At 60.4% G+C, this 22,529-nt stretch carries 18 protein-coding genes; 7 read left to right on the forward strand and 11 right to left on the reverse strand.

What is annotated here, in order from left to right:
- Positions 1–312 precede the first annotated feature (312 nt).
- The 3 genes from JLZ96_RS10295 to rfbA all read right to left on the reverse strand — a co-directional run bounded on the left by JLZ96_RS10295 (position 313) and on the right by rfbA (position 3,767).
- Entirely contained in the window at positions 313–1,914 is a 1,602-nt protein-coding gene (locus JLZ96_RS10295; RefSeq protein ID WP_201010008.1) for a polysaccharide biosynthesis tyrosine autokinase, read from the reverse strand.
- Positions 1,915–2,319: 405 nt separating this feature from the next.
- Positions 2,320–2,898: a dTDP-4-dehydrorhamnose 3,5-epimerase family protein gene (locus JLZ96_RS10300; RefSeq protein ID WP_201010009.1), complete on the reverse strand. Its 579-nt coding sequence runs from the start codon at positions 2,896–2,898 to the stop codon at positions 2,320–2,322.
- Positions 2,895–3,767, reverse strand: coding sequence for a glucose-1-phosphate thymidylyltransferase RfbA (gene rfbA, locus JLZ96_RS10305; protein WP_201010010.1), 873 nt, complete (start codon positions 3,765–3,767; stop codon positions 2,895–2,897). Before rfbA ends, JLZ96_RS10300 begins: the two co-directional genes overlap by 4 nt.
- A gap of 115 nt (positions 3,768–3,882) precedes the next feature.
- On the opposite strand from rfbA, the gene rfbB reads away from it, so the two are divergent.
- The 3 genes from rfbB (at position 3,883) to JLZ96_RS10320 (ending at position 7,651) form a co-directional block, all read left to right on the forward strand.
- Positions 3,883–4,887, forward strand: a complete 1,005-nt coding sequence (rfbB, locus tag JLZ96_RS10310) for a dTDP-glucose 4,6-dehydratase (protein ID WP_135044879.1) — start codon at positions 3,883–3,885, stop codon at positions 4,885–4,887.
- 496 nt (positions 4,888–5,383) lie between these two features.
- Positions 5,384–6,316 carry a hypothetical protein gene (locus tag JLZ96_RS10315; protein WP_201010011.1) on the forward strand — a complete coding sequence of 311 codons (933 nt, stop codon included), beginning with the start codon at positions 5,384–5,386 and terminating at the stop codon, positions 6,314–6,316.
- Between the two features lie 291 nt (positions 6,317–6,607).
- Entirely contained in the window at positions 6,608–7,651 is a 1,044-nt protein-coding gene (locus JLZ96_RS10320) for a glycosyltransferase (RefSeq protein ID WP_201010012.1), read from the forward strand.
- 1 nt (position 7,652) lies between these two features.
- On the opposite strand, the gene JLZ96_RS10325 is transcribed toward JLZ96_RS10320, so the two are convergent.
- The 7 genes from JLZ96_RS10325 to JLZ96_RS10355 form a co-directional block, all read right to left on the reverse strand.
- The gene (locus JLZ96_RS10325; protein ID WP_201010013.1) at positions 7,653–8,615 is read right to left on the reverse strand and encodes a glycosyltransferase; all 963 of its coding nucleotides are present in this window, start codon (positions 8,613–8,615) and stop codon (positions 7,653–7,655) included.
- The gene (locus tag JLZ96_RS10330) at positions 8,612–10,450 is read right to left on the reverse strand and encodes a glycosyltransferase (protein WP_201010014.1); all 1,839 of its coding nucleotides are present in this window, start codon (positions 10,448–10,450) and stop codon (positions 8,612–8,614) included. The genes JLZ96_RS10325 and JLZ96_RS10330 overlap by 4 nt, the downstream gene beginning before the upstream one ends.
- Positions 10,450–11,205: a glycosyltransferase family 4 protein gene (locus tag JLZ96_RS10335; RefSeq protein WP_201010015.1), complete on the reverse strand. Its 756-nt coding sequence runs from the start codon at positions 11,203–11,205 to the stop codon at positions 10,450–10,452. The genes JLZ96_RS10330 and JLZ96_RS10335 overlap by 1 nt, the downstream gene beginning before the upstream one ends.
- Positions 11,206–11,599: 394 nt before the next feature.
- Positions 11,600–12,745 (reverse strand): glycosyltransferase, encoded by a 1,146-nt coding sequence (locus JLZ96_RS10340; protein ID WP_201010016.1) that lies wholly within the window; start codon positions 12,743–12,745, stop codon positions 11,600–11,602.
- A gap of 58 nt (positions 12,746–12,803) precedes the next feature.
- Positions 12,804–14,312 (reverse strand): sugar transferase, encoded by a 1,509-nt coding sequence (locus JLZ96_RS10345; protein ID WP_201010017.1) that lies wholly within the window; start codon positions 14,310–14,312, stop codon positions 12,804–12,806.
- Between the two features lie 492 nt (positions 14,313–14,804).
- Complete coding sequence (locus JLZ96_RS10350; RefSeq protein WP_201010018.1) at positions 14,805–16,124, reverse strand: UDP-glucose/GDP-mannose dehydrogenase family protein; 1,320 nt, start codon at positions 16,122–16,124, stop codon at positions 14,805–14,807.
- 370 nt (positions 16,125–16,494) lie between these two features.
- Positions 16,495–17,598, reverse strand: coding sequence for a glycosyltransferase (locus tag JLZ96_RS10355; protein WP_201010019.1), 1,104 nt, complete (start codon positions 17,596–17,598; stop codon positions 16,495–16,497).
- 221 nt (positions 17,599–17,819) lie between these two features.
- Between JLZ96_RS10355 and JLZ96_RS10360 the strand changes: the two genes are divergently transcribed.
- Complete coding sequence (locus JLZ96_RS10360; protein WP_201010020.1) at positions 17,820–18,389, forward strand: acyltransferase; 570 nt, start codon at positions 17,820–17,822, stop codon at positions 18,387–18,389.
- A gap of 53 nt (positions 18,390–18,442) precedes the next feature.
- Here JLZ96_RS10360 and JLZ96_RS10365 read toward each other — a convergent pair whose 3' ends face one another.
- Positions 18,443–19,765 carry a polysaccharide biosynthesis tyrosine autokinase gene (locus JLZ96_RS10365; protein ID WP_201010021.1) on the reverse strand — a complete coding sequence of 441 codons (1,323 nt, stop codon included), beginning with the start codon at positions 19,763–19,765 and terminating at the stop codon, positions 18,443–18,445.
- A gap of 249 nt (positions 19,766–20,014) precedes the next feature.
- Between JLZ96_RS10365 and JLZ96_RS10370 the strand changes: the two genes are divergently transcribed.
- The 3 genes from JLZ96_RS10370 to JLZ96_RS10380 are packed head-to-tail and all read left to right on the forward strand — an operon-like array spanning position 20,015 to position 22,529.
- A complete protein-coding gene (locus tag JLZ96_RS10370; protein WP_032387709.1) occupies positions 20,015–21,016 on the forward strand; it encodes a GDP-mannose 4,6-dehydratase in 1,002 nt (333 codons plus the stop codon).
- Positions 21,013–21,987, forward strand: a complete 975-nt coding sequence (locus JLZ96_RS10375; RefSeq protein WP_201010022.1) for a GDP-mannose 4,6-dehydratase — start codon at positions 21,013–21,015, stop codon at positions 21,985–21,987. The genes JLZ96_RS10370 and JLZ96_RS10375 overlap by 4 nt, the downstream gene beginning before the upstream one ends.
- The gene (locus tag JLZ96_RS10380; protein WP_201010023.1) at positions 21,984–22,529 is read left to right on the forward strand and encodes a DapH/DapD/GlmU-related protein; all 546 of its coding nucleotides are present in this window, start codon (positions 21,984–21,986) and stop codon (positions 22,527–22,529) included. Before JLZ96_RS10375 ends, JLZ96_RS10380 begins: the two co-directional genes overlap by 4 nt.

Raw genomic sequence — 22,529 nt, forward strand, 5'->3', positions numbered from 1 at the left:
GAGGCTAGGCACCCTCATTGCTCGTAGCCACCATTGTGCAGCACTGGCAAGTTGCGTTGGGTGCACGGATAATCGCAGATCGCCTTAACAGAGAAGCGGCAGCCTGTTAGGAGGATAAGGTCGGCGGTGCAGAGATACAAGGAGAACCTACCGGGCAGCGACCACGTAAATGTTGTACGACGCTCTGCTCGGAGAAGTAATCCAAATCTACTTCCGTAACGCCTAGCACGAATTTTCGCCCAATGAACAGTCCACGTTTGAGGCGGGATAATAAGAGGCTAGAGGCCGTCGCCTCTCTATTTACGAAAAACGCTAGTCCTCTACTGCATTTGGCGACGGATCCGTGCTCACCGAGGGCCTACGTGCGCGCGCATAGGGGGCTGCGTTAGCGGTCGGAGTGGGCGCACTCTCGGCAGGTGTCGTGAGCACAGATTGCGTCAGTCCGCTGTATGTCGACTTGCGCTGTATGGGGGCGGATGCGGCGGTCGGCGGCGGTTCAACTGGACCCTGGGGTGCCGGTGCGGGAACCGGGGGCACCACCTGACGCGGCAGGTTGGTATCGGCGGTGTAGTTGTACGAGTAGCTGTACATGTCCCCCTTCTTCGATGGGGTCAACGCCAACACCACACCGAGGACATGGGCACCGATTGTCTCGAGATTGCCGATAGCTCGCGCGAGTTCGGTGGACTTCGTGTGTCCGTACCGGGTGACGAGAAGAGCGCCGTCAGCATGGGTGGTGAGGACGGCCGAGTCGGTCACCGGAAGCAGCGGGGCACCGTCGACGATCACGTAGTCGAACCGCGAACGCAGCTCGACCAACAGCGCACGTGAGGCCTCGGAGCCCAAAAGCTCGGATGGATTGGGCGGGATGGGGCCCGACGCCATGGCCTGCAGGCCTTCGTACTTGGTGGGCTGCAGCACCTCCTCGACCGTTGCTTGGCCCGCGAGAACCGTACTCAGTCCGACCGAGCCGATCAGACCCATGTACTTCGAGACACGTGGACGACGCAGATCGCCCTCCACGAGAGCCACATGATGACCTGCTTCGGCCAGAGCCACAGCAAGATTCACTGCAGTGGTCGTCTTGCCTTCACTGGGAATCGCACTCGTGACGACGATGACTCGTGGCGGATGGTCGACTTCGAGGAACTGCAGATTGGTGCGCAGCTCACGGAACGCCTCGGCGCTAGCCGATTGAGTGAGGTCTTGGAAGTCGACAGCCGGATGTGCCTTCCGTTCTTTGTCGAATGGGATCGTGCCGACAAGTGCCTTTCCGGAGATTTCTTCGATCTCGCGACGACCCTTGATGGTGTTGTCGAGGCGGTCGCGCAGGACCGCGAGGGCAATTCCGAGCAGCAGGCCGACGGCCGCCCCCAGGGCGAGATTGCGCTTGGTCTTAGGGCTGACAGGCGTGGATGACGCCTCAGCTTGTTGGAACGTCTTGACGCCTGCTGCGGGGTCACCGCCATTGGCAGGTGTCTCCAGTTCTCGGACTTGCTCGGTCAGCTCGGTCGCCATCGCATTAGCAATGTCGCGAGCCTGTGCAGGCGACGGGTCGGTCACCGTCAAATTAAACAGAACAGTGTCGGGAGTCGACGACGTCTTCACCTTCGACGCCAGTTCGGACGCAGACATACCTTCAAGCGGTACCACATCCAAGACCCTGGCTGCGAGAGCATCACTGGTGGCCAATTCGGAATACGAGGCCACGAGTTGCTGAGAGGTCAAGTTTCCCTGATATGTCTCACTCACCGACGCGCCACCAGTGGTGGACACGAACATCCTGGCGCTCGACTCGTACAACGGCGTCGTCAGCAGGGACGCACCCAGGGCACCAAGGATCGCTACGACCACGGTTACAGCGATGATGATCCATCTCGCCTTCAGGATTTTCAGATAATCCTGTATCTCCATGCTTCGAGCTCCTCGTCCGTTCGTAAAACCCCGCAACGGGCTACCGTGTGGCTCAATCGTTACATAAGTATTCGATCGCCGTGCACCGGATCAGTATCGCCCCTGGAGCCAGTCACTCATTCGTTTGATTCACGAGATCTACTCGGCGAATTCCCTGTTGTGACGTCTCACGACAATCTGGGTCCCTAATTTCGCTTCAGATATTTATATGGGGCGGAATACGTTGAGCGGCGTTCCACCCGGCCCAAGCAGGAACGGTAAGTCGCTCTTGCGGCCCGGCCCAACGTGAGGGTGATTCTCGACACCCCGGCCGAATGCCGCGGATGGATCGCCTACCAGACTGCCCCGCCACCGATAGAAGCTCGCCAACATTGCCTTTTCCGCACCTCTACTGGCGCGAAAACCTCACAAGGGCAGGTTTCCTGCTTCGAGGGCTTCGGTGAGGGTGGGGGCGGCTTTGTCTTTGTCGGAGAGCTCGTAGGTCAGGGGTGTGCCGTCGCGGCCGGTGGTGGGCCAGTCGATGCCCAGGGCGGGGTCGAGGGGGTTGATGTCGCGGTCCAACGCCGGGGTGTACTCCAACGAACACAGGTACATGACGGTGGAGTCATCTTCGAGCGAGAGGATGGCGTGGCCGAGTCCTTCGGAGAGGAACACCGCTTTCCGGTCTATGTCGTCGATCAGCACGCTGTCCCATTGCCCGAACGTCGGGGAGCCGACGCGTAGGTCGACGATGACGTCGAGGAACGCTCCGCGGGCGCAGGTGACGTACTTCGCTTGCCCGGGTGGGTTGGTGGTGAAGTGGATACCGCGCAGCACTCCGGCGGCGGAGACCGAGCAGTTCGCCTGCTTCAGATCCAGGGCTCGCCCGGTGGTTTCCTCGAAGAGGCTCGCTTTGAACCATTCGAAGAACACGCCGCGGTCGTCGCCGAACTGGCGTGGGGTGTATTCGTAGGCGCCGGATATTGTCAGTTCGCGAAAGGTCATCGGTTTCCTCGGTCGATCAGGTCGAGCAGGTAGCGGCCGTAGCCGGATTTGACGAGTGTCTCGGCGCGGGCGCGCAGTTCGTCGTCGGTGATGAATCCGCGTCGCCAGGCGACTTCTTCGGGGGACCCGATCTTGAGTCCTTGGCGTTGTTCGATGGTGCGCACGTAGTTGGAGGCATCGAGCAGGGAGTCGAAGGTGCCGGTGTCGAGCCAGGCGGTGCCGCGGGGCAGGACTTCGACCTGCAGGCGGCCGGCGTCGAGGTAGTGGCGGTTGACGTCGGTGATCTCGTATTCCCCGCGGGCGGAGGGGGCGAGGTCGCGGGCGATGGCGATGACGTCGTTGTCGTAGAAGTACAGGCCCGGGACGGCGTAGTTCGATTTCGGGGCGGCGGGTTTTTCTTCCAACGACACAGCTTTTCGGTTCGCATCGAATTCGATGACGCCGTAGGCGGTGGGGTCGGAGACCTCGTAGGCGAAGACGGCTCCGCCGTCGATGGTCTCGAAGCGTGAGAGTTGGGTGCCCAGCCCGGGGCCGTAGAAGATGTTGTCGCCCAACACCAATGCCGCACTGTCGGTGCCGATGTGCTCGGCACCCAACACGAATGCCTGAGCGAGGCCGTTCGGCTCGTGTTGGACCTTGTAGGTCAGGGAGATGCCGAACTGGGAGCCGTCACCGAGGAGGCGTGCGAACTGGTCGGCGTCCTGGGGGGTGGTGATGACGAGGATCTCGCGGATCCCGGCGAGGATCAGGGTCGAGAGGGGGTAGTAGATCATCGGTTTGTCGTAGACCGGGACCAGCTGTTTGCTGACGCCCATCGTGATCGGATGAAGCCGTGAGCCCGTGCCGCCCGCCAGAATGATTCCCCGCATGAGCCCGAAGTCTTCCAGAGAACGTCGCTGAACGCGCGGTGCAGACGAGTGCGCCTTTGTTAGCTCCGGCGCTACGTCGCGTGCTTGACGGGAGTGCCCGGTACCGTTCTTGTTCATGAGAATCCTCGTCACGGGTGGGGCCGGGTTCATCGGCGCGAACTTCGTCCATCAGACCCTCGCGCAGCGCCCCGACTCCCAGGTCACCGTGCTCGACAAGCTCACCTACGCCGGCAACAAGGCCTCTCTGGACCCCGTCGCCGATCGCATCGACTTCGTGCACGGCGACATCGCCGACGCCGATCTCGTCGACAGCCTCGTCCGCGAGACCGATCTCGTCGTCCACTTCGCCGCCGAATCCCACAACGACAACTCCCTGACCGACCCGTGGCCGTTCGTGCACACCAACGTCATCGGAACCACCACCCTGCTCAACGCGGTCCGCGAACACGACGTCCGCTACCACCACATCTCCACCGACGAGGTCTACGGCGACCTCGAACTCGACGATCCGGCACGGTTCACCGAATCGACCCCGTACAACCCGTCGAGCCCGTACTCCTCGACCAAGGCGTCGAGTGATCTGCTGGTGCGTGCCTGGACCCGATCGTTCGGGGTCCGCTCCACCATCTCGAACTGCTCCAACAACTACGGCCCGTATCAGCACGTGGAGAAGTTCATCCCGCGTCAGATCACCAATATCCTCAGCGGCTCACGCCCCAAGCTCTACGGTGCGGGGCAGAACGTGCGCGACTGGATCCACGTCGACGATCACAACAGTGCCGTCTGGGCCATCATCGACGGCGGCCGCATCGGCGAGACCTATCTCATCGGAGCCGACGGCGAAGCCAACAACCGCACCGTCCTCGAAGCGATCCTCGAAGAGACCGGCAACGCACCCGACGCATTCGATTTCGTCACCGACCGCCCCGGCCACGACCTTCGCTACGCCATCGACTCGACCAAGCTCCGCACCGAATTGGGTTGGACACCAACCTATGTCGACTTCCGCGCCGGATTGAAAGCGACCGTCGACTGGTACCGCGACAACGAGCAGTGGTGGCGACCGCAGAAGGATGCCACCGAGGCCGTCTATGCGGCGAAAGAGTCCGTACTGCCCTGATACCGCCCACGGCCACCCGACCAATGGATTGCGGAGACTGCAGCGAAGTTGGATGGCAGTCCGCGGTTCACCTTGATCGAGCACCCGACGATGACGTTCGTCAATAGCCGTGTTCCTCGCTCATGTGTCCGACCCCACTCGTGTTGTCCATCGGGGAACCGGCAGCCATAGTTAGCAAGTGACGTCCATGGTTCAACGAAAGGCCCGGCCGCCGCTTGCAATGCTCCGGGGGCCCGTCCTGTCCCTCGCATCACAGGGCACTGGCGTGGTTCAGCTCGCACTCCTGATTTGGCGGAACGGTGCGAACACTTCGACGGACGCGTATTTCTACCTGTGGAACCTTGGCCTCCTGCCAACGCTCACTCTGCTCGTCGGTGTCATGTATCCAATGCTGCTAAGCGAACACCGAATATCCAGACGAGGGGTGGGGATTCTCCGCTGGTCAACCCCCCTCCTAAGCATCGTTTTCGTGGGAGTAGGTGCTGCGTGGCTGGAATTGAACGGCAAGCTAGGCATCGACCTGCTCCCCATCGTGGCAGCGAGCGCAGCAAACGCCGCGATACAGGCAGTGGTGTGGTTTCGAGCAGTATTTTCGGAAGCAGAAGGCGACCCGCGTTGGATGTCAGGAATCGCTCTGCCCGCCAACATGCTTGCTGTACTGACACTACTGATCCCCTGGGGTGATCCAGTTCGATCAGTCACAGCGATGCTCATAGCCCTGTTCCTTGGGAACATCTGCTTGTTGCTGGCGATGGTCCGCAAAGGGGTCGGCAACACGGCACTCGCGGCAGTTCCATTGGTGGGAATACGGTCCAGGTCTGGTGCGGGATGGTTCTTTGCACGCTCCGGAATTGGACAAACCGCAGTTGTGCTGATTCAGTCCACTGCAGTTCTGCTTCCAGCGTCTAATCTAACGATTCTTAGCGTTGCAACCAAGATCGTCGGTGCCGCGTCAGCCACGCTGGTCAATGCCGTCGTCCCTACCCTGATCCACCAATCAACCGACTCTCCAGCCTCTGGTCGGAAATTCCTTCAGGCTTTATGGATTGGACTGACGCCAATCGCTTTGGGAGGCAGCGTCATTGCCTTCTTCTGGTATCGCGAACTCCTAGTTCCGGTCGCCATTGTAGGCATCTGGCTCATCTGCGCGACTACCGCCGCAGTTGCGCAGCGAATGACCTTCCGGTTTCTTCCGCCCAGCGCGTCCAGACTAACAATGGTGTCTGTCAGCGTGGTCGCGGTAGCTGCAATTGTTTCCTCACGAGTGGGCAACTTCGACGTCAACGTTCTACTCGCCGCATACGCGTCGGTTGAGGCACTGAGCGGAGCGCTACTACTCTTCGCGCTCAAAGTTCGACTACTAGGATTCTGCACCATTCTTTGTTCCGCATTCTTGACGGGCGCATGGATCGGCAGCCTCACTTCCTAAGCCCGATATCGGCTGCATCAACCCGCCGGTGGGCTGCGTCGTCCGTTTGAATGCAATTCGGACCATGGACCGCTGATCCTTGCCGAAACGGGCTACTCTCCTGTTTGAGTTGATTCGAGTGGAGTCAGGTTTGGGAATTGGGGAGAGACAGTGCTTGCCAACCGATACGCGCACGGCGCACACCCACCCCAGATCTACCCCAAGATGCCCAAAACGGACAAAGCTCCGAATGTTCCCGTTCTTCGAATCTACGAATCCATCCGCAGTACCCACCTATCGGATCTTCGAACGATGACCGCAGGGCATCTTCTGTATCGCGAGAAAATGTACGACTTCGAGGAGCAACTCACCGAACACGTCAGCATCGAGCGGGCGAGCAGACTCCGGACAGTTAGGCGCATACTTACCGCGAACGAGCAGTTCATCGAGATCAACGAACCGTTCATGGTGAGGGCTTGGCCGTCGCTTCTTCTGTACACGACTGCCGCGAGGGTCTCTCGCAGTGTCCTTCGCAAACGGTTTCAATTGACTACGTACGCAATCGAGAACAACTCACCAGTCCTGCCCATCCAGGAACTGCTTCCGCTTCCGCCAAGTTGGGTGAAAAACGTCGTTCAAGCGATCTGCGCCTACATCATGAAACCGGTGGATCGAGTCGCGTTCGGGACCCCCGGTGCCGCGAGCAACTACCGCCTGTTGGTACCGCAGCTACTGGCGAAAATCGATGTCGCAGAAACTCTGGAGTTGCCTACGCCATGCACCTGCCATGGCCCTGCCAAGAGCTCGAACCTACTCTTTGTGGGTGAGTTTTCGGATCGCAAGGGAATCAGGCAGGCGATGCGTCTGTGGGATCAAGTATGGGATTGCCCCGACATCACGTTCACGATGATCGGTCAGGGCCCGCTTCTCGACCTCGTACTCGACTGGAGCAGGGCTCACTTCAGAGTCCAAGTAATCGTTGACCCGCCGCGTGAGGAAATCCACTCCCATCTGCGAAGGGCGTCAGCCCTAGTTCTTCTTTCCCAGTCGACTCCGCGTTGGCGCGAACAGATCGGCCTTCCGATCATGGAGGGGTTGGCCCATGGCTGTGAAATAATCACCACCGACCAAACTGGCTACGCAGAATGGCTCGGCGCAAATGGTCACACGGTCGTTTCCCAGGACGTCGACTACAGACGACTTGCCGAGGTGATACTGGGCAAGATACGAACACCCCGGCCTGCCGCCCAGATCGTGGGCACCCTTCCACTCACCAGCTCCCGACACGACTTCGATCGATGGATGAACTCAGCTCGCACTTACAACGACCCCGACGCGACGGCTACTGCACGTTGACCTAGCGACCCGTCAGATGGTCCACGGCCGTCAGCACCCGTCCGATGTACGCGTCCAGGCTGAAGTGTTCCGTCCAGTACCCCCTGACCTGTTCACTGTCTAGCGGCCCCTGAGTGCGAGCGATCAATTGATTGAGAATCGATGCCCCCGGCTGCAAGTGTGTAACGAACCTTCCGTCTACGTACCCATCCATACCGGTGCATTCCGATGACACCACCGGTATCCCACACTCCAATGCACCGACACACACCATGTGCCCAGAAGCTCTGGGCTTGTTCAATATCGGCAAGAACACAACGTCACTCGTACTCATGATCCTGCCGAACTCCTCCGAACTCACCCGCCCGAAATGTTCGATCTCGCCGCGTTCTCCCCGCCACAGTCGGGAACCCGAGCCGTCGGCAATGATGAGCCGTACGCTTCTCGTGTCTGCACGGACTTCGTCGACGAGGGAGTTGATGAGTTCGGTATCGCGATCCGAGGTACCGCCGATGAATATCGACGGAACTTTCGATGACGCTTTCGCACTGGGGTACCCAAAAGTGTTGCCGTACAACACGGCGGTGGCCCTGCCACCCTCAGCCACCCATTGCTCCGCTTCGATCTCAGCCGTTGTCACTATTGGGATGTCTTTCAGGGACCGTCTAAGGAGCTTCCAGCTGTTGGTGCCTGGCACCGCATAGAGCCCGGTCACTGCGAAAGCTGACACTCCTACAGCTCTCAGCGCCACGGCAATCCACGGATTCGCACACAAGAGGCTCTCACTACCGTGTCGAAGTCGCGCTTTGGCGGCGAGCAAAAAAGAGTCCATAGCGATGCCGAAGACCCGTTTCCCGAAGCGCACTCCCGAAGGTGCCGCATGCTCGAAACGAACTATCGAAGTTACTCGCCCGGAACGCGCCCATGCCTCGTCCACGCGCTCACTACGTCGCCCCAAAGCGAGCATGGTCAAATCGCTGCTCATGACACCGACCCCAGCCAGCGGTCCCAGCCGGCCACGCTGGCAACCCGTACTGCGTCCGATTCTGGCTGATCGCCGGGTTCTTTGCGCTCGAGCGCATACTTCACGGCCTCGGACCAAGTTGACGAATACGACGGACCGACAAGAAGCTTGCGATCAACGCCGGCTAATTCGTCGAGGCTGGTTCCGCCTAAGCCGACTACCGGTGTCCCCCGCTCGAAGCAGCGTATGGCCACACCGCTTTGGAAGAACTTCCGATAGGGAATCACGACGACGCTCGCTGAGTCCACAGCATCGTCGAAATCCTGCTCTGACAAGAAAACATCAGCGACTGTCCAACCCTTCACTTCAGGCCAGCCTCTGCCCAGTATCTCCAGGTCGACGTCTGCGATCGAGACCGCAATCTCCTCGAGCGCCACCAAGTCCCGGTCTGGCTTGTACTGCCCGAGCACCCTTACAACTTGCCGGCGGGAGACCTCCCCACTGCGTCGAATCGGCGCGAGGACTGGGTGAGGAAGCACAGTGCTGTTGATGCTCGAAGACTCCGTGACTCTTCTCGCCGCTTCACTGTGGATGATGAATCTATCGCCACCGAACACTCTCGCGAGCCGGATCGAGACTGCGTCGTAGCCGATGGCCCGCACGAGTGGGCTTGGGTCGTGTAGAACGACAAAAGCTCGAGGACCGGCGAGAAAGCGAACCAGCACTGCGTCGAGGTAGCCCAAGGCCGGCCATACGACGACAGTGGCGCGGCGTTTCTTGGTCAATCGCGATCGGATCAGTAGACGGAAATAGGCCGAGAGCCATCCCATACGGGAGCGGCCACCGTGCGAAGGCTCGAACGTCGACAACGTGGTGTTTCCGAAGCCGAGAGCGTTGATCACGTCTGTCAGTTCACGTTCGTAGTGAGCAAGCGCCCCACCGAGTGGATTGACGATGACGACTGGGCCGCCCGCTGAGTCGCGCACTCGTCTGGCATCGTTCCAGCCCTTGATCATTGAGGAAACGCTGCTCAGGCCCCTCCTGTGTCGCAGGTCGGACAATGCGCGATGCGCGATCGACCACGGTGTTGCAGCTGCGCGACTGACCAGTGTCCCGTTCCACCTCTGAAACAGCTGCATGTTGCGCCCCAGATAGTAGGGCGGGATTCCACCAGACGACTGCCACACCCGAGCAGACGGTATCCACAGGATGTTCCATCCGCGACTTCTCAGCGCGACGTGGTGATCGACCTCTTCCATGTACATAAAGAACCGCTCGTCCACCGCCCGGTCTCGCAATGCGGATCGTCTGGTGACCAGGAACGCGCCATCGAGCCATTCCCTGTCCACCTCCGCATCTGCTTGAGGAGGAAGCTCTGCGGCTCGGTGGAAGTAGTGCCGAGGCAGCCGGAGAGTCGGGGTGAGTAACCCGCCGGCGGACCAGATGAATTCATCCTCTTCCCCGGAAGTCAGCGTCGGGCCAACAATCGCGGCGTCAGGGTTTCGGTCCAGCGCTGCAACAAGAGTTCCGACCGCGCCCTTTTCGACACGACACTCATGAGTGGACACCAGAAGATAGTCGTATGGTGCCCCGAGCGAATCTGCATACTCGACACCACGGTTGACCGCAGCACCGTAGCCACGGTTCTCCTCGAACAAGAGATGCACTCCGTCCGGCAGCAGTGACGCAAGTTCGGCACGCCGGTCGGGTTCTTCTCCGTTGTCTACTACGACCACACGCTTGGTGTCGATTCCGTCATCGATCAACAGCGCTACCGTCGACCCGATCGAGTCATAACTCTTGTGGTGCACCACTACCGCCACCACGCGATCGACGCGACTTGCCGAGTTCGTCATCAGTTCCCGTTTCTACTCTGATTCTCGGTCGAGCCTTCGCTGTGTAATTGCCGGCCTTGGTTCATCCACTTGTCCGCCGCGACTCGACCGGCCACCTCCGGCAGTGATGCGATGACTTTGTCGCTTGGCAGAGGCTGTTTCAAGCGATCGAGGATTTCGCCGGCCAGCTCCGTGGACAACTCACCTGCGGGTAGAACCGAATGCCCCTGCGCCGCAAGCCAAGTGGCAAGCGCTGTCTCGTCGCTCGTCACCACCGTCGCGCCGACAGACAGTGCCTCGAGGATGGGCAGACCGATCTGCTCTCTCCACCGACCGGCACGAACCGACGGTGCGACAAGCAGCGCACTTCCGCCGACGAGGCTCGACACTTGGGAATGCGGCAGTCGACCAACGAAGTTTCGGCTGCGAGGGTTCTTGGCGCTCCATTGCTCGACTTCGCGGCTCATCGGCCCGTCACCCACGATGGTGAGGACCGCCTCCGGACAACTCTGCTCCACCGACGGCCATGACTTCATCAGCACGTCAATACCTTTGCGGGGCTCCAAAACACCCACAAAGGCCACTCTGCCTCGGCGGCTTTCCTCATCGGACAGCAGCAAACTACGGGAATACGGCCTTGCGGGTAAGTTCACCACGACCGAATGATCGATGCCTTTCACCATCGGAATCGACTGATATGTCGCACGCGACCCTTCACTCCCGAAGCACAGGCGATCGACACTGATTCGTATGACGACGCCGAGCGTCAGAGTCAAGGGTCTCGAAAGGCTACCTGCGACACTTCGGTTTCCGAACAACAGATTGACCGGTTCATTGTTCTCGATTGCATAGGCGACGGTCGTTCCCGGAAACCGCCTCACGAGTCTCGACGCCTTCCACGCCAACGCCGCCAGCGCCGTCCTCGGTAGGAAGCGCATCCACAGTGGTTCCGGAAGCTCCAATATGATTGCACGCGAGAGAATCACGTTCTTGATTAGTCCGAGCAGCGATACGCGCTGAAAATCGTCGGGTACTGAAGTGCCGGGTAAGTCCGAGTTCGTGTCAAGATACAACGTTTTCGCCGCAGTCAGGTACCGGCTTCTCTTGACATGATCGGCTCGTAGCTCCGGAATTATGCGGAGTACTGAGGGTGGCTCACTCATCTCGAGGCTAGCTGTCCCCGACACGATTCACGAGCCTGTCGCTATGTGCCGTACCGGGTCTAGCGACTTCCTCCAGCAACGACTCGTAGCTGGAGCACACGCCTTCCCAGGTGTAAAGCTCTCGCGACCGCTGAAAAGACAACGCCGCAGACGAGTCTTGCCACGTCCTGTCGGCCATCGCGCGACTCACGGCAGCCGTGATGCTGGAGGGGTCCGGCTGCACGAAAGTAGCAGTCTCGGAAAGTACCTCCCTGTTGTAAACAGTGTCACGCGCAACCACTGGAGCGCCGCAGGCCATTGCTTGAACAAGCGCTGGATTCGTCCCACCGACGCTGTGACCGTGGAAGTAAGCGCCGGCATGTTGCCATAGCGAAAACAGCTTCTTGTCGTCGCTGACATGACCGAGCCATTGCACGCGAGAAGACTCGTTCGCCAGTTTCGCGGCTGCAAGATCCATCTCACCGCCGTATCCCGACGAGCCGACGATGACTACGTCCCACTTCTTTCCGAGCTCTCGGGCGGCCTCCAGGAATTCAGGCACTGTGTTCTCTGGTACGAATCGGGCCACGATCAGTACGTACTCCCTGGACCTCAGGCCTTCCACGACCGGAAGGCGGTCGGGCGCGTCCCCGCCGTACGGAATGAACACTCCGTCACGGCCGAAATCGCGACTCCAACGACGCCGGATTTCGTGTGAGTCGCACACCAACTCGGTTGCATACTTTGCTGTCAAGCGTGCTCCGCCGCGGAACACGCGCTTGGCGTTGGTGCCCCACTTTGCCCGCTCCCACTCGATACCATCGACATTGACCACCGTCGGAATCCCACGAGAACGAAGCAGCGGAAGCCAGTATCCGTTGGCTACGTTCATGATCAGAGCGACATCTGGCTTACGTCGGGCCGCATTGATAGACGACGACAACCCATAGCTCAGTGTGCTGAGGGACTTGGTTTCGAGCCCCTTGGTCATGACGGAATCAACACGTGGGTCCAGCAGCGGATCGTCGTTCTTCACTGCATCGGGACGACCGTAAACCGTTACGTCCCAGCCGGAGTCGACAAGGTACGGGCTCAGACGCCTGACCAGCGTCTCGAAACCACCATAGTAACTCGGATACCCCCGCGTACCGATAATCGCAACTGACTTACTCATCGAACAACTGACCTTTCCGGCACTTGAGCTAGGCGACGAAACCCGAACCTGCGCAGACTCAATACGCTCCGTCGCTTCCGGCAACCGCCTTCACGGTCTTTGCGATGATCAATAGATCCCCCACCATCGACCAATTCTCCACATACGAAAGGTCCAGCCGGACAGTCTCTTCCCACGACAAGTCGGATCGTCCACTGACCTGCCACAGCCCGGTGACCCCCGGCTTGACCAGCAAGCGACGACGAACGTCACCGTTGTAGGTTTCCACCTCGCGGCGTAGTGGCGGCCTCGGACCAACGACGCTCATCTCGCGCCTGAGCACGTTGATGAACTGAGGAAGCTCATCGAGGCTGAAGCGACGCAAGATCTTGCCGACCGGTGTTACCCGCGGATCGTTCCGCATCTTGAACAGCACCCCACCGGCACCCTCGTTCTGGTCGAGCAGATGCGCCACCTGCTGGTCCGCATCCACGGTCATGCTGCGGAACTTGATCATCGAGAACGGCTTTCCGTCGATACCCATCCGCTCCGACTTGTAGAACACCGGTCCACGACTAGTGACCTTCACAGCAATCGCTACTGCAAGTAGCACCGGCGAGATCAACACCAGAACCAGCGCCGCAAACGTCAGATCGAAAGCGACCTTGCTGAATCGTGTCGCACCGTTGTACTGCGGCTTCTCGACGTGAATCAGAGGGAACCCTGCGACTGGCCGCATCACCAAACGGGGGCCGGCAACATCAACGACGCCAGGCGCGACCACCAGGTCGACGTTTTTCTTCTCCAGGTCCCAGATCATCTTGCGAATGCCCTTGTGCCCGAGATGTTCGGTGGCCGTCACCGCGACCGTATCGGCACCGCACTCGTCGATTGCAGCGAGGACGTCTCTTTCACTACCTAGTACCGGAATATCTGCACCCTCGACGTGAACGATTCCATCGCTCGGCACCTCGTAGCCGGGCATGCACATCCCCACCACCGCGTAGCCCGAGGACGGCGAACGCTCGAACGACTCGGCCATCGAGACCGCAGCTGAGCGGCTTCCGACGATCAGCACCGACGTCTTGTACTTGTCTTCGCTGCGGAGTCGAGTGACCACCTTTCGCCACAGCCAGCGACTGATCAGCAACGCCACCAATCCCACGGGAAGCGCGATGGCGAGGTACAGGCGGGCAAAGTCGATACGGAACAGAAGGGAGATGATCGCGATAACACCGAAGAGCCGGAAGGTGGCCGACACGATGCGGCGGTACTCCTCGGCACCGTTGCCGATCACCCGCGTCGACCGGGTTCGGAAGATGGCTAGAAACGCGAGCCACAGGCCGGCGAGTGCGGCTGATACACCCGTGTAGATCGCAGAGTTCGTGAAGCCCGACATCTCGACCCCTCCGAACCGTACGAACTGGGCGAGGGCAACGGCCAGGACCACTGCCAGTACGTCGGTCGCCCTGAGGCGGGCGATGTACTCGTGTTCCCACACATGCCTGGACGTGAGCTTGCGGGTCTTCAACTCCCCGGACCGCGAGGATCCCCAGAGCGAGCGTGGTGCAGCCCCGACAGATGCCACCTGCTCCCCTCCTTCTGCACTTGACCGACCACTCTGGGTGGACGCTGGTCTGTAAATCGAAATCAATCCGGAATGCGACTGGTCTCGAATTGGAATGTTCCCACGCTGCTATCCGAAGCACCATGCGAGCGGCGCAGATCACAGATGAATAACAGCTCCCGTTGGGTTTACCACACCTACGCTGACTAGGCGAAACGGGCGGTAGGGACTTCCTAGATGTAACCGCCACGAGGTCTAAAAACGTTACACACGAGCGTCATCGACGGATTTTGGTGACCGCTCACAGTGTTCAGCGCTGTTTGTCGGGTGATTTACCCGCAAATCGCGGCAATGACCGCTTTTAACAAACATCAACACTTGCCGACTAGAACGAAGCAATATGTGCGCCTTGTATTGCAGTGTGCGTTAATGCGAATTACAGATACCTGCAAGCGCAACGGGCCGACAATTCATTCCATCGAATGAATCGTGCTATCGATATGCCTGGTCGTGTTAGGGACGACCCAAGCCTCGGTAGTTCCACCCCGACGCCCGCCACTGCTCCGGGTCCAGGCAGTTACGGCCATCGATCAGCTTCTTGCTGCGCACCACACCGTCGAGGTCACTGGGGACAAGAGCCTTGAACTCTTTCCACTCCGTCAGCACCAGCACCACATCGGCACCCTCGCAGGCCTCGAGAGCGGTGTTGTTGTAGGTCAGCGTGGGGAACAGTGCCCGCGAGTTCTCCATCGCTTTCGGGTCGTACACGTTGACCGCGGCACCCTGGAGCTGAATCTGACCGGCCACGTTCAAAGCCGGTGAATCGCGAACGTCGTCGGAGTCGGGCTTGAAGGCCGCACCCAGCACCGCCACCCGGGCACCGAGCAGCGAGCCGCACGCTTCCCGCGCCAACTCGACCATGCGGGTGCGTCGTCGCATGTTGATGTTGTCGACCTCGCGGAGGAACGTCAACGCCTGATCGGCACCGAGCTCGCCGGCCCTGGCCATGAAAGCCCGGATGTCCTTGGGCAGGCAGCCACCACCGAAGCCGATGCCGGCGTTCAAGAACTTACGGCCGATACGTTCGTCATGGCCGATGGCGTCGGCGAGGACGGTGACGTCTGCTCCGGCCGCCTCACAGACTTCGGCGATTGCATTGATGAACGAGATCTTGGTGGCCAGGAACGCATTGGCCGAGGCCTTGACCAGCTCAGCCGTGGCCAGATCGGTCACCAGGAAAGGGATCTTCTCGTCGAGCAGCTGCGCGTAGACCTCGCGGGCCAATTCTTCCGCGCGACCCGGCCGCTCACGATCCACGCCCAGCACCAGACGGTCGGGATGCAGCGTGTCTTTGACGGCGTAGCCCTCACGAAGGAACTCGGGGTTCCAGGCCACCTCGACGCCTTCGCCAGCCGGTGCCAGTTCGCGGGCCATGCGGCCGAGTCGCTCGGCGGTACCGACGGGGACGGTCGATTTACCGAAGATCACGGCGGGCTTGGTGAGCAACGGCGCGAGCGTCTCGATGACCGAGTCGACGAATTTCATGTCGGCTGCGAACTCCCCCTTTTTCTGGGGGGTGCCGACACCGAGAAAGTGAACCTCCGCGAAGTCCGCGGCTTCCTGGTAGGACGCGGTGAAGCGCAAGCGACCGGCCGCGATGTTGCGCTGCAGCACCTCTTCGAGACCGGGCTCCCAGAACGGAACCTCGCCGGCTTCGAGCTTCGCGAGCTTGGCCGGGTCCACGTCGACGCCCAGAACCTCGTGGCCGAGTTCGGCCATGCAGGCGGCGTGCGTGGCACCGAGGTAGCCGGTACCGAAGACTGTGATTCGCATGCTGTCCGTTCCCCGTCGGTCTTACTGATGCTTTACAAGCGCATAGTAGACACGGATCGGGCGCGCCGATACTCGAGCCGCGGGCTACCTCACAGGGCCCATTGCACTTGGCAACTGCGCCAGTGGTCTTGGCGTTGATGAGCAAATCACCACTCATCTACCGAGTTTCGACGTGTGAGTAGTCGAGTCGAACGCCTTCGTTCGGTGCAGACAACGTTCACCTGGCTGTCGACACCGAGTAACCATGCTGCGGAACGTGACGCTGCAAAAAGAAGCGAGCGCTTCATAGATGGCCCGCCACGTCGACTGCCACCAGATCCGCGTGTCTTCGCTTGCGAGTCCCGCATGGCAATGCTCGTCACGATTGGGGTCAGCTGATAGCCGCCGTGCGTTCGACGCGGTGGTGTTCACGCTCGGCCCGCACGGTGCGCGGCTTCAACTCGACCATCGCGCGTCCGTACAGGTGAGCGAGATTGCGGCCCAAGTTTTCGAGCGATGCGTTGCGGGCGATCTGGCGGCTCGTCATCGACACGTCCTCCCGATAAGCAGGGTCTGCGAAGAACCGCTCGACCGATGAGGCAACGTCCTCGGATTCGGTGCCTGCAAGCGGATACCCGAGCGACTCCATGCTGGGGATGGTGCGGGCGAGCAACGCACACCCGGCATCCGCTGCCTCCAGCGTGGACAGTGGGCCACCCTCCCACGCTGCCGTGTGGAGGTAGAGGTCGGTGATCTCCAGTGCATCCCAGACGTCGGTGGGAGGTAGCCATCCGGTGACTTCGACGCCGGCCGCTTCCAGTGCGAGCCGTCCGTCACTGTCGCCGTCGCCGATCCACATGAAACGAAAGCGTTCGGTGCCCAATTGCCTGGCCACGTCCGCGAAGAAGAACGGATCCTTCTGCGCCATGATTCGGCCGACCATCGTGATGATCGGCTTAGCACTGTTTCGGTGCGCTTTGGTGAACGGCACGGGCAGTGCAACTGCGACGTTCTCGACGACCTCGGCATGCATCGACGGTCTCAGAGAAAGCCCGATCATCGCCTCTCGGGGGGACACAGCCATCAACAGCTGCGGGCGCTGCGCGAGCGCCTTCTCGACCATTCTGTAGGTGACTGTGCGATAGGCAGCTTTTTTCGCCTCCATCACGTAGCAGTGCGGCGTGTAGACAATCCGCACGTTTTTGGGGAGAAACGCGCGAAGCACGCCGGCATAGCTCGAATGCAGGTGCACGATGTCGTAGTCACCCTGGTCGACAGCCCGCAATGCTGCCTTGAAGAAATCGATCAGCCCACCTGAAACATATTTCATGTCAACATCTTCGGGCACCTCGACGGTCTCGTGCCCCGCCCGAAGTCGCAGGACCATCGAGTGCTCGAACTCCGGGGTTCCAAGGACGTAATTCACCATCGCGGTGCGCACACCACCACCGAACGCCTCGGAGACATGAAGAACTCGGAGTAGTCGAGCGGGCATGATGTCTCCTGCTGGCGGGAGTAGCTCTTTACTTGTTGAACGGTATCGTCGCATCATTACACCAATTGCGCGAGCGTAACGCAGAAATATATTGGAAACTTGATGTCTTTTACTCGCGGCATTCGAGTACTCGTTGCTTGTTTTCGGATGCTGTTGTCGGGCAGGGACACTCCTGCCCCACTGTCCGTTAAGGTGCAGAAGATGCCCACGAAAGGACAGCCATGACGAGGTCCCGGGAAAAGATCGTGTTCGACACCGAAACGACATCGGCCCGCGAGCAGATCGGCGAGCGTCTGTTCAATCTTCTGGTTACGCAGATCCCGTCGCACTGGATTCGGCAGAACTGGTTGCGGGCGTTCGGAACTCGGATCGGCAGCAGCTCGTCGATCATGATGGGCACCCGGGTTCACGGCATCCGCAAACTCGTCATCGGAAACAACTGCTCCATCGGCTTCCGTTGCCTACTCGACGCCCGGGGCGGCCTCACCATCGACAATGACGTGGTACTCGCCAGCGACGTTCATGTCGTCGGTGGCCACCACGACGTGCACTCCGACGACTTCAAAGCCCTGTGGTCACCTATCCACATCGAGCACCACGCGTGGGTTGCCAGTCGTGCGACCGTCACCGACGGAGTTCACATCGGCCCCGGTGCCGTGGTTGCCGCCTGCGCACTGGTGCGAAATGACGTCGCCCCCATGGAGATAGTGGGCGGTGTACCCGCCGCGCACCTGGGTGTCCGTAAGTCCGAACTTCACTACCACCCCAACTTTCGGCCCCTTCTGTATTGAGGCCGCGTGTAGGGCGGTCAACCGGATGACTGGCGTCCGCCGTCACAACACCGTCATCTCCCCTTGCCGCCCTTGATCTTCGACCCGACCAGAACCGCACCCAGGACTGTTACGTCGACCATTCCCATCTTTTCCGTCACCTTCGCCAAGTCGGTCGTTCTGGTCCGCCCACTTCGCGCGAGCAGCACTGCCCCGTCGCAGGCAGCAGCCAGCAACGCCGCGTCGGTGTAGCGGAGGGCGGCCGGGGAGTCGATCAACACGAAGTCGTACAGCCCGGACAGGTCCCTGATCAACTTGCGAAACGTGGGAGTGCTGAGCAGTTCACTGGGGTTGGGGGGAACCACCCCGGCGGGCATCACATGCACGTTCTCATGCGTCGACGTTGCGATCGCCTGGTTCGCGTTGACCTGATGAGTCAATATGCTCGACAGTCCCACATCGGACGTCACCCCCAGGTGACGAGCGAGCTGAGCCTTACGTAGATCGGCGTCGACCAGAATCACCGAGTGCCCGGCCTCGCCCAGTGCGACGCCGAGACCGACCGCGGTGACAGTTTTTCCCGCACCGTCCTCGGCACTGGTGATCACCATCGCACGTGGCGGATTGTCGATACCGAGGAACTGCAGGTTGGTCCTCAGTTCTCGCAGGGCCTCTGACGCCTCGATGTACTTGTCGCCGAACAACACCGGGGTGGCGCTCTTCTTGATCTTGACGAACGGAATCCCGCCGACCACCGGGCACGAGACCGAATCACCGAGTCGCGTCCGGTCGTTGACGGAGACGTCGAGGCGGTCGCGGAGCACCGACACGATCAGACCCAAAAACAGGCCACCGACGAGACCGATCAGGATATTTCGGCCCCACAGGGGCGAGACTGGGCTCGTCGGTACGGCGGCTGACTGGACCACCGTGGCCGCTGCCGGAGACCCTTCACCCTCCGAACCCTCCAATTCGGACACCAACCGACTAGTTTGCTCCGCAACGGAATTGGCCAGGTCCGCCGCTCTGTCGGCATCGGAATCCAGGACCGACAGGTCGAGCAGGACCGAGTCAGGGACCGGAGTAGCCGTCACGCGCTCCATCAGCTCATCGGCACTCATATCCAAGTCGAGGGTGTCGATCGTTCGCTGCGCCACCTGTTTCCCGGCAGCGAGGCTCGCGTAAGAGGTGACGCGTTCCTTGGCGAAAAGATTGTTCTGGTAAGCCTCGCTCGCCGATGCCCCACCCGCGGCACCGACGAACAACTGTGTCGATGCCTGGTACAGAGGCGTGCTGAGAGCGCTGGCAGTGGCAGCCCCGAGCACCGCGACGGCAACGGTAACGCCTATCGAAACCCAGCGCGACCGCCAAATCCTCAGGTACTCACGGATGTCCAACGCGAAGCGCTCCTGCCGAATCCTTCACACGTGACACCGGGCGGTACCACCAAGGTCGAATAGTAGATCTTGTTTCACCCCACGCGCAGAACCAACATCCATTCCGAGGATTATCGACGATGTCGATGACATTCACTTCGTATGCGCTAACTAATTTTCACACCACTGCGTTCACTGCACGCGAACGACGTGTACGTGAAAAGATAAGCCAGCCGTCGGGGCGGATACATCAGGGCGCGAGAGGCGAGCATGAAGAGTGCGTTGATAACCGGAATCACCGGACAGGACGGGCTGTACCTATCAGAGCTCCTCCACTCCAAGGGATACAAGGTCTACGGTTTGGTACAGGGCCAAAACAATCCAAAGCGAACGTTACTGGAGAAATCGCACCCGTTCGTGGAAATCCTCTCCGGCAACCTGCTGGACCTGTCGTCACTGATGCGCGCCTTCAGCGACGCCCAACCCGACGAGGTCTACAACCTCGGCGCAATCTCCTTCGTCGCGTATTCCTGGGAGAACGCGCGTCTCACCACCGACGTCACCGCAGGCGGCGTACTCAACGTGCTCGAGGCACTGCGCTTCTACCAGGACAGCTCCGGCAAACACGTGCGGTTCTACCAGGCATCGAGCAGTGAAATGTTCGGTAAAGTCCAACAGGTACCGCAGAACGAACACACCCTGCTCTGGCCCCGCAGCCCCTACGGCGTAGCCAAGGTCTACGGGCACTACATGACCATCAACTACCGCGAATCCTACGGACTGCACGCCAGCTCGGGCATCCTGTTCAACCACGAATCACCCCGCCGCGGACCGGAATTCGTTACCCGCAAAGTCTCGATGGCCGTCGCCCGCATCTCGATGGGACTACAGGAGAACATCGCCCTGGGCAACCTCGACGCCAAACGCGACTGGGGCTTCGCAGGCGACTACGTCGAAGCCATGTGGCTGATGCTCCAACAAGACCACGCCGACGACTACGTCATCTCCACCGGTGAAACCCACTCCATTCGCGAGCTACTCGACCACGCATTCGCCGCAGTAGGCATCGACGACTGGACAGACAAAGTCCACATCGACCCCGCCTTCATGCGCCCCGCCGAAGTCGACCTTCTGATCGGCGACGCCACCAAAGCACGCAGCGTCCTCGGTTGGAAGCCCACCCTGGATTTCCCGGACCTGGTGGGGCTCATGGTCCGTAGCGATCTGGAACTGCTGCGCGCCGAGCGCGCCGAGGGGCCGGCCCTCCGGTGAGCCCCCGCGCACTCATCACCGGCGTCGCCGGACAGGACGGCAACATTTTGGCCCGGCGACTTACGGAACTCGAATACGAAGTAATCGGCACCGTGCAGCCGGAAACCGACCACTCGGATATAGACGATATTTGCGGACTTTCCGTCGTCGAAGTCGAACTACGCAACGAAAATGCATGCCGCCGGATTGTTTATGACACCGAACCAGACTTGGTGTTTCATTTCGCCGGAATATCCTCGGTTGCGTATTCATGGAGCCATCCGATCGAGACCACGGCTGTGAACGGACAGTCGATTGTTGCAATCATCGACTCACTACTGGATCTACAGAACACGACCGGCATAGACCGCGTTCTGGTGAACGCGTCGAGCGCAGAAATATTTGCCGGAACCCCGTCCTCTCCCCAGGACGAAAACACAGCTATCGCCCCACTTTCCCCCTATGGAGCAACCAAGGCGTTCAGCCACCACATCGTGCAGATGTATCGCGCCCGGGGTCTGAGGGCCAGCAACGCAATTTTCTACAACCACGAATCCACTCTTCGCCCACATCGTTTCGTGACACGCAAGATCACCGCAGCAGCAGCGGCCATTGCGCACGGCCACCAGTCGACTCTGGAACTGGGAAATCTCGATGCTCGTCGCGACTGGGGGTGGGCCCCCGACTACGTGGATGCGGCGCTGCGTATGGCCGGGCACGAGACCGGTGGTGACTTCGTCATCGCCACCGGCGAAGCCCATTCTGTACGAGAGTTCGTCGCGGCCGCATTCCATGCCGCGGGGATCGAAGACTGGCACTCCTTCGTCACCACCTCCGACGCGTTCGGCAGGCCCGCGGAGTCTGCGGAGATGGTGGGCGACGCAAGCAAAGCCAGGGCAGAGCTGGAGTGGGAGCCCACCAAGCGCTTCGCCGACGTCGTCGCCGCGATGGTCGAACACGACCTGGCGCTGATCGAGGGGCAGTTGCGATGACCGATGTCTATGAGAGCAGTCGCAGAACACAGTTCGGCGAGCGAATCTTCAACTGGGCCATCACCCGCATCCCCTCGCATTGGATCAGGCAGTCATTTCTCCGGAGGTTCGGAGCCACGATCGGGACCAACACTTCGATCATGATGGGCACGACGGTGCTGGGTATCGATCGCCTGGTGATCGGAGACAACTGTTCCATCGGATTCGACTGCATGCTCGACGCCCGCGGCGGCCTCACCCTCGAGAACAGTGTGGTGCTGGCGTCCGACGTGCATATCATCACCGGCCAACACCTCGTCCACAGTGACGACTTCGTGGTAGAGCTCGGTCCTGTCCGGATCGGCCATCACGCCTGGATCGCCAGCAGGGCCACCGTCCTTCAGGGGTTGACCATCGGCGACGGTGCCGTCGTCGGCGGATGTTCGCTGGTGCGAAAGTCCGTCGGAGATATGGAGATCGTGGCCGGGATCCCCGCCAAGGTTGTCGGAACCCGCACATCGACTCTGGACTACCACCCTGTCTTTCGACCCCTGCTGTACTGA

The sequence above is a fragment of the Rhodococcus sp. NKCM2511 genome, assembly GCF_014905595.1.
GTDB lineage: Bacteria > Actinomycetota > Actinomycetes > Mycobacteriales > Mycobacteriaceae > Rhodococcoides > Rhodococcoides fascians.